The 8,188-nt window shown below is 70.0% G+C and carries 5 protein-coding genes and 1 pseudogene; 1 reads left to right on the top strand and 5 read right to left on the bottom strand.

Annotated elements, in window-relative coordinates; translation table 11 throughout:
• The first annotated feature begins 171 nt into the window (after nt 1-171).
• Nucleotides 172-399 (top strand): hypothetical protein, encoded by a 228-nt coding sequence (locus tag ABZV31_RS30875; protein ID WP_355900189.1) that lies wholly within the window; start codon nt 172-174, stop codon nt 397-399.
• A gap of 101 nt (nt 400-500) precedes the next feature.
• Here ABZV31_RS30875 and ABZV31_RS30880 read toward each other — a convergent pair whose 3' ends face one another.
• The 5 genes and pseudogenes from ABZV31_RS30880 to ABZV31_RS30900 form a co-directional block, all read right to left on the bottom strand.
• Entirely contained in the window at nt 501-1,361 is an 861-nt protein-coding gene (locus ABZV31_RS30880) for a serine protease (protein WP_355900190.1), read from the bottom strand.
• Nucleotides 1,362-1,493: 132 nt separating this feature from the next.
• Nucleotides 1,494-3,137, bottom strand: coding sequence for an IS1182 family transposase (locus ABZV31_RS30885; RefSeq protein WP_355900191.1), 1,644 nt, complete (start codon nt 3,135-3,137; stop codon nt 1,494-1,496).
• A 136-nt stretch (nt 3,138-3,273) separates the two neighbouring features.
• The gene (locus ABZV31_RS30890) at nt 3,274-4,815 is read right to left on the bottom strand and encodes an RNA polymerase sigma factor (protein WP_355900192.1); all 1,542 of its coding nucleotides are present in this window, start codon (nt 4,813-4,815) and stop codon (nt 3,274-3,276) included.
• A 420-nt stretch (nt 4,816-5,235) separates the two neighbouring features.
• Entirely contained in the window at nt 5,236-6,123 is an 888-nt protein-coding gene (locus tag ABZV31_RS30895) for an FCD domain-containing protein (protein ID WP_355900193.1), read from the bottom strand.
• A gap of 166 nt (nt 6,124-6,289) precedes the next feature.
• A pseudogene (locus ABZV31_RS30900) lies at nt 6,290-7,102 on the bottom strand (ABC transporter ATP-binding protein); the annotation flags it as partial.
• Nucleotides 7,103-8,188 lie beyond the last annotated feature (1,086 nt).

Here is an 8,188-nt window from a genome sequence, read left to right on the forward strand (position 1 = left end):
CGCGAACCCGTAAGACACACAGACACGCAATACGGCACATTCGCCGCCAAACCGGCAGCAGACAGCCGCCCCGAAGAGATTTTTTCGAGGAGAAGCCGCGAGCGGGAACGTTTGGGGCTGGTTGGATGTTGACCCTGGTACGACAGCTCGTCGAGCTAGAGAAGAGGCGACGTGACTACTGTTCTGACCCCCGCGAGCCCGCTGACGGCCGCTGATCGCTGCGACCGCTGCGGCGCCCAGGCGTACCTGCGCGTCGTCCTGCTGAGCGGCGGAGAACTGCTCTTCTGCGCCCACCACGGTCGCAAGTTCGAGCCGGAACTCAAGAAGATCGCCGCTGAGATACAGGACGAGACGGAGCGCCTGACGTCCGTTCCGGACCCGTCCGCCGAAGAGCGCTGACAGCCTCGCACGACGAGCCAGGCACCGGCACAGGCCGGCGAACGGGCGGCCGCTCCTGACACGCAGGAGCGGCCGCCCGTCCTCGTGACCGGCGACCCCGGTCAGGCTCCGTCAGACGCCCGGCGCGCGCCTGTAGCGACGCCGGCCAGGCTCAGTGTCCGAACGGCATCGGACACGCGCGTGTAGACCCCCGGGCTCCCCACCCGTCCACAGCCGCTCCCCCACGACACCAGGCCGATCAGACGCCCCTGCGCCACCAGCGGCCCCCCGCTGTCTCCCTGGCAGGCGTCCCGGCCCCCCTTGCTCTCCCCCGCGCACAGCATGGTCCCGGGCAGGTAGGTGCCGTCGATGCTGCCGCGATACGCCCGTTCACACTGCGCGTCGGGCAGGACGTGGACGCGTGCGGCGTGCAGGCTGTGCGCGTAGGCGGCACTGCCGGTGGTGTCCCCCCAGCCGTAGACCACGGCGCTCGTTCCCGGTGCGTACGTCGGGTCACCCGCGCCTGCCATCGCGATGACCGCGCTCTGGGGCAGCGGCTCGGCGAGGGTCAGCACGGCGAAGTCGCCGGCGTTGCTGGCACCGTCATAGCGCGGATTGACCCAGGTGCCACGTACGGGGATCTCCATGCCCTGACCCGAGAGCAGATCCGTACGGCCCGTGATGACCTTCAGGTCGCGCGTCGGCGGCGCGCCCACAACCTTCTTCGCCACGCAGTGGGCCGCGGTGAGCACGGTGGTCCGACCGATGGCCACACCTCCGCAGAACTGCCCCGCGCGCGTACCCCCGAACCGGTCACGGCTGGAGAGCGCCACGATCCATGGACTTTCCGACACTTCGACGGGGAAACCGCCGACCACAACGCTGTCGGCGGCAACAGGGGCGGCGGTCACCAGGGGTATCGCCGCCCCCGCGGCCGCCAGCACCAGAGGCCGGGCCAGTGCCCGGGCAAGACGACGTCGCATGCAAGCTCCTCACTCTGGGGTGGTAATGGGACACCCAGAGTCATGCAGAGCGGCGCGGCCCGCAGCACGAAGGCACGGTCCCCGTCGGGGGATGCTGTTGGTTAATTCGGGCCCGATTGCTTCGTCCCGCGGCTATGCGGCGGGGCGAAGTGCTGTCAGGTGGCTGGTTCTGGTGCGGGCGCGGGGGGTGTCGGTGAGCCAGGCGTCGATGCGGAGGAGGTTTAGGGCGGCGCCGGTGAGCTGATGCTGGAGGCTGGTCTTGGGCAGGCCGCGGTAGCGGGATCTGCGCAGGTCGCAGGCTTGAACAGCTTGAGAGATGGTGCCTTCAACCCCGGCGCGGATGGTGTAGCGGGCCTTCCACTCGTCGGTGGCCTGGAGGGATCGGGCCTGCTGGAGAGCCTGGTCGCGGGGCCGCAGATTGAGCTCGCGGCGCTTGCCGTTGGGCGAGTTGATGCACCCGGCCCGGTCCGGGCATGGGCGGCAGGCGGTCAGAGGGAACCGGATACGGATCATGGGCAGGTCTTCCTCGGAGCGTGCGACGCGCCAGGCGGTTGTCGTCCTGCCGTTCGGGCAGGTGGCCTGCCGGTTGTCCCAATCGATGACGAAGGCGTCCTGCCCGAATGCCGCATCGCCGCGGGTGTGTGGAACGGTCACTGCCTTCAGCGGCCCGTGCAGGGCAACGTCGTGGTCACGCTGGGCGGCGGCGAGCGCGCAGACGTTGGCATACCCGGTATCGACCCAGTGCTCCTCGGGCAGAAGGTCCCGCCGGGCGAGTTCGGCGTGGACGGCCACAGCCATCCGGTCGTCCGAGACACTGGCGGCGGTAGTGACCACGCTCGTGATCAGGTGCGGGGTGTTTGTGCCGCACGTCTCGGTGAGGTGGACCTTGCAGCCGTCCCAGTTCAGTTCGCGTTTGGCACCGGTGCGAGCATCCAGGTCATAGGGGGTCACCAGGCGCCTCGCGCCCGGCGGCCGGTCTTTTGGGCCCCGGCGGGCCACCTCCCCGTCGACCAGGTGGAAGTGCTGGACCCACACCTGCTGCAGCGCCTCGACCTCCGGCAGCTCCCGCAGGCCCGTCGGCGCGTCCTGTGCCCACACCTGCCGCAGCAGGTACACGTCCCCGCCGATCCGCAGATATGTCTGCTCGCGCTGGGCGCGGGCCTTGGGGAAGCGGGATTCCTCCGCCCTGGTGGCGTAGTGCTTGAACCAGTCGGGCAGAGCGTGCTCGTCCAGCCAGCCGGGCTCGGTGCGGGCCACCGCGTTCAGTGCCGCGCGCAAGGTCTCCGCGACCAGTTCCAGCTGGTTCAGTTCACGCACTGCGCAGAGCACATGCGTGGAATCGGTCCGCGCGCTGCCCCGGGCGGTGACCAGCCCTTTCTTGCGGGCCGCAGCCAGAACCTCGTCCAGGATCTCCCGACCGCCCTCCGCGCCGACCAGGCGGTCCCGGAACTCCGAGAGCATGGAGAAGTCGAAGCCCGCATCCGTCAGCTCCAGGCCCAGCGCGTACTTCCAGTCGATGCGGGCCCGGACCGCCTCCGCGGCCTGCCGATCGGTCAGGCCCTCGACGAACTGCAACACCAGCACCATCGCGAGCCAGCCCGGCGACCAGGCAGGCTTGCCCCGAGCCGGGAACAGCTCCGCGAACTCCTCGTCCGTGAACAACGGCCCCAGCTCATCCCGGACCCGGATCGCCAGGCTCCCCTTCGGGAACGCGGCCCGCGCCACCCGCGCCGTCTCCGCCGGGATCTCCCCCGACCCCATCGGCTGCAACGACACCCGCACCCACCCCATACGACAACGTCGGCCTTCAAGACCACAACCAGGTCCTGAAGGCCGACGTCACGCCCAGGCCCGAATCAACCAACAGCATCCCGTCGCGGGATCCGGGCCATCGATGTCGTACGACGCTGACCTAGTCGAGGTAGTCGCGCAGCACCTGGGAACGCGACGGGTGGCGCAGCTTCGACATGGTCTTGGACTCGATCTGGCGGATGCGCTCACGCGTGACGCCGTACACCTTGCCGATCTCGTCGAGGGTCTTCGGCTGACCGTCGGTGAGACCGAAACGCATGGAGACGACGCCCGCCTCACGCTCGGACAGGGTGTCGAGAACGGAGTGCAGCTGCTCCTGCAGCAGCGTGAAGCTGACCGCGTCGGCCGGAACGACCGCCTCGGAGTCCTCGATGAGGTCACCGAACTCGCTGTCCCCGTCCTCACCGAGCGGGGTGTGCAGGGAGATGGGCTCGCGGCCGTACTTCTGGACCTCGATGACTTTCTCCGGGGTCATGTCGAGTTCCTTGGCCAGCTCCTCCGGGGTGGGCTCGCGGCCCAAATCCTGGAGCATCTGGCGCTGCACGCGCGCGAGCTTGTTGATGACCTCGACCATGTGCACCGGGATACGGATGGTGCGGGCTTGGTCGGCCATCGCGCGGGTGATCGCCTGACGGATCCACCAGGTGGCGTACGTGGAGAACTTGTAGCCCTTGGTGTAGTCGAACTTCTCCACCGCGCGGATCAGACCGAGGTTGCCCTCCTGGATGAGGTCCAGGAAGAGCATGCCGCGGCCGGTGTAGCGCTTGGCCAGGGAGACCACCAGACGGAGGTTGGCCTCCAGGAGGTGGTTCTTGGCGCGGCGGCCGTCCTCGGCGATGATCTCCAGCTCACGCTTGAGCTTGGGGGCGAGCTTGTCGGAGTTCGCCAGCTTGTCCTCGGCGAAGAGGCCCGCCTCGATGCGCTTGGCCAGCTCGACCTCCTGCTCGGCGTTGAGCAGGGGGACCTTGCCGATCTGCTTGAGGTAGTCCTTGACCGGGTCGGCGGTGGCGCCGGCCGCGGCGACCTGCTGGGCGGGGGCGTCGTCCTCGTCCTCGTCAGAGAGCACGAAACCGGCACTCTCGGCGCCCTCGGGCTCCTCAGCGCCCTTGACGTCCTCGATCACCTCGTCGTCGAGCAGCTCGACGTCGTCCTTCTTGGCGGCGGTGGTCTTCTTGGCCGCCGTCTTCTTGGTGGCGGCGGTGGTCTTCTTCGCCGCAGCCTTCTTGGCGGCGGTGGTCTTCTTGGCAGCGGCCTTCTTGGCGGGTGCGTCATCCTCGACGGGCGTGTCGACGGCGGGCGCCGCCGACGTGGCGGTGGCGGTGGCCTTCCTGCTGGTCACCGTCTTCGCTGCGACCGTCTTGGTGGCGGTGCGCTTGGCCGGACTCTTCGCTGCGACGCTCTTTCGGGTGCGCTTGGGCTCCGCGGCACTGACCATCAGCGTCACACCCTCTTCCTCGAGGATCTGGTTGAGGCTGCGCAGTACGTTCTTCCACTGAGTGGCCGGAATCTGGTCAGCTTCGAAGGCCCGACGCACATCGTCGCCGGCGATCTGCCCCTCAGCCTTTCCCCGCTCAATGAGCGCCATGACAGAGACGGACTCGGCGATCTCCGGCGGGAGCGTACGGGATGTGCTGGCCGACACGAACAACCTCTCGGAACGTTGGAAAACGGCTTCCGGCCCCGTCCACAGTGGACAGGAGCCGACCACCGGCCTGGGGATGGGCCGACGGCGCGGGCGGATGCCGGGAAGATGCACAGCGCCGTGAACGGCGTCCGTATTCCCTCCGCGGCTGTCACCTCTTAGGTCATCGCGCTGTCTCCACGAGCGTTACGCCCAATCTGCGTGGCCCGAGTCACACCACGTAAGCACTCAAAACGGTCAGCCAGGGACAGATGAGATCAGCTGTGCCGCCCACAGGGCCCCTACCGGCGGCTCATCCGCTCATCACGCGCGGACCCCGCCGGGTTCGCGGGGGATCCGGCGGGGTCCTGCGGGAGGCGGTTCGCCGGCCGGGTGGGGCCGCGAGAGGACGGCAGGGCCCGGCCGCCGTCCGCGCACGGGTCAGTGCTCGCGCGGCGCGGGCACCACCCGCTCCACCTCGGGGTGGACCGTGAGCAGTTGGCGCATGGCTCCCTCGGCCGCCGCGCCGTCGCCCGCCGCGAGCGCGTCGACGATCCGGGCGTGCTGCGTCAGGGAGGTCTCGTTCGGCCGGTCGCAGCCCGTGACGGGGCCGCCGGAGACCTGGAGAGCGGCCGAGACGATCCCGGAGAGGTGCTCCAGCATGCGGTTGCCCGCGATCTGGATGAGCAGCGTGTGGAACTCGGCGTCCGCGCGGGAGAAGGTGAGCGCGTCGCCCTGCCCCAGCGCGTGACCCATGATCTCGACCATGTCGGAGAGGCGCTGCTGGACGTCCTCGCGCCCGTGTCCGGCGGCGAGACGCGCGGCGAGCGGCTCGATCGTCCAGCGCAGCTCGCTCAGCTCGCGGCGCTGGTCGTCGCGCTGCGGCCCGAAGGCCCGCCACTCGATGATGTCCGGGTCCAGGAGGTTCCAGTCGCTGACCGGGCGCACGCGCGTGCCGACGTTCGGGCGGGCGCTGACCAGGCCCTTGGCCTCCAGGACGCGGAGCGACTCGCGGACGACGGTACGGGAGACCTCGAAGCGCTGGCCGATCTCCTCGGGCACCAGCGGGCGGTCGGCGCCCAGGTCCCCGGAAACGATCATCTGACCCAGCTGCTGGACGAGTTGGCCGTGCAGTCCGCGGCCGCGGCTGCCCGCGGCGCGCCGGCCCACACGGCCCAGCTCCGGGTCCGGGCCCTCCCAGGAGGGGCTTCCGACGCGGTCGGGGACAGGCGCCTCGGCGTAGGGGTAGCGGTCGAGTCCGCCCGGGCCGACGAGACCGGAGTCTGTGGGGCGGGCGGCGTTCATCATGGTGTGCGCAAGGGTACTCACGGATCCTTTGTCGGCGTCGCCTCCAACTCCCTTGAGGTCTTTGGTGAAAAGCACACGAAAGGGTGATCGCTCACTTCGTCGCAATTGACGCCTTATCGGAAAGAAATGGGCTTTCCCCGGGGGAGTTGCGCACAGAGCGCGACCGAAAGAGCGCGAACGGCTGCCATCACGCTCTGCTCCGCAGGGTCGTCAACAGATAGCCACACAGCAGCGCGGTCAGCGACAACGTCAGTGCACCGCCCACGGGTTGGGCGATCAGACGTGCCGCGGCGCTGAGGTAGCGATCTCCTCCGAAGGGCCACTGCAGCAGGAACACACGGTGCAACCGCGCGGGAAGACCGGCCGCGGCCCGCGCGGCCACCCCGTCCAGGGCCTTCTCCACGAGGGGTACGACGAGGAGCGGCACGCCAACCACGGCCGCGAGCCCGGCCGTGGTGGACCGGAACAGACCTGCGGCCAGCACGCCCGCCCAGGCACACCCGACCACGAGACCGATCCAACTCGCGCCCAGCGAGAGCCAGTCGCCGGAAACCTTCGTGAGCTCTCGTCCGTAGACGACATAGAGCACTTCGGCGTCGCAGCCCACCGTGAGGAAGGCCAGCATCAGCGCGGTGGCGGCGGCGACGAGGAGCTTCGCGGCGAGCAGCCCCAGCCGGCGGGGCACGGTGCCGCGGTCCGCCGCCAGCGCGGGGTGGCGGAACTCGTCGCCGAAGGCGAGCGCGCCGAGCAGCCCGGCGCCGAGCGCCGCAGGCGGCAGGGGCAGCTGCTGCGGCCATGCGGCCAGCAGCCGCGCCTGCGGGGTGTGGCCGATCCGGCCCAGGACCAGGGCCATGAGCGCAGAGGCGACGAGGACGGCGGCACCGGTGACGAAGCCCGTGCTGATGCCGGCGGCACGGCGCAACTCGTAACGGAGGGGGCGGAGAGGGCTGGGGCCCGGGCGGACGGAGATGGGAGGGGGGATGGGGGACGAAGCGTCGAGCGCGACGGCCTCGGCCGGGCGTGGGGTCGGGATCGAGGGCTGCGGGGTCCCGGCGATGGGCGCGCCCGGGCCGTCTGCACGGGCCGGCGCGTCCGGGGACTGCGCCGTGACCGGTGTGCCCTCAGGGCGGGTGGTGGATGGATGCTCGGGACGGGCCGTGGCGGAAGCACCCTTGGCGCGGGCTGTAACGGGTGCGCTGTCGGCGCGCGCCGAAAGGGGTGTTCCGTCGGAACCCGGGGTGACTGATGCGCCCTCAGGGGGCGCGGTGAGGGATGAGCGCTCGGGGTATGTGGTGACCGACGCACCTCCGGGACGACTCGTGATCGACGTGCCCTCGGGGCCCACGGATGCACCTTCGGGACCGCTGGTGACCGATGAGCTCTCGGGACCTCTCATGGCCGATGCGCTTGCGGGACCGGTCGTGACCGATGCCCTCTCAGGAGCTGCAGTGAACGGTTTGCTCTCGGCTCCTTTGGTGACTGTGGTGCTTTCGGGGCCGGTGGTGACGGACGGGCGCTCGGGACCAGTGGTGACGCACGGACGTTCGGGACCCGTAGTCACGGACGGACGCTCGGGACCAGTGGCCACGGACGAGCCTTTGGGACCGGTGGTGACGGACAGACGCTCGGGACCGGTGGTGACGGACAGACGCTCGGGACCGGTGGTGACGGACGGGCCTTTGGGACCAGTGGTGACGGACAGACGCTCGGGACCGGTGGTGACGGACAGACGCTCGGGACCGGTGGTGACGGACGGGCCTTTGGGACCAGTGGTGACGGATGGAAGTTCGGGACCGGTGGTGACGGACGGAAGTTCGGGACCGGTGGTGACGGACGGACGCTCGGGACCCGAGGTGACGGACGAGCCTTTGGGACCAGCGGTGACGGACGGACGCTCGTGACCGGTGGTCACGGACGGACGCTCGGGACCCGAGGTGACGGGCGGACGCTCGGGACCAGTGGCCACGGACGGACGCTCGGGACCAGTGGCCACGGACGGACGCTCGGGACCCGAGGTGACGGGCGGACGCTCGGGACCAGTGGCCACGGACGGACGCTCGGGACCAGTGGCCACGGACGGACGCTC

Source organism: Streptomyces sp. NPDC005202 (assembly GCF_040608235.1).
Taxonomy (GTDB): domain Bacteria; phylum Actinomycetota; class Actinomycetes; order Streptomycetales; family Streptomycetaceae; genus Streptomyces.

Excerpts from the sequence above, each read along its gene's own strand:
- ABZV31_RS30880 (WP_355900190.1), bottom strand. The coding sequence starts at position 1,361 with ATGCGACGTCGTCTTGCCCGGGCACTGGCCCGGCCTCTGGTGCTGGCG.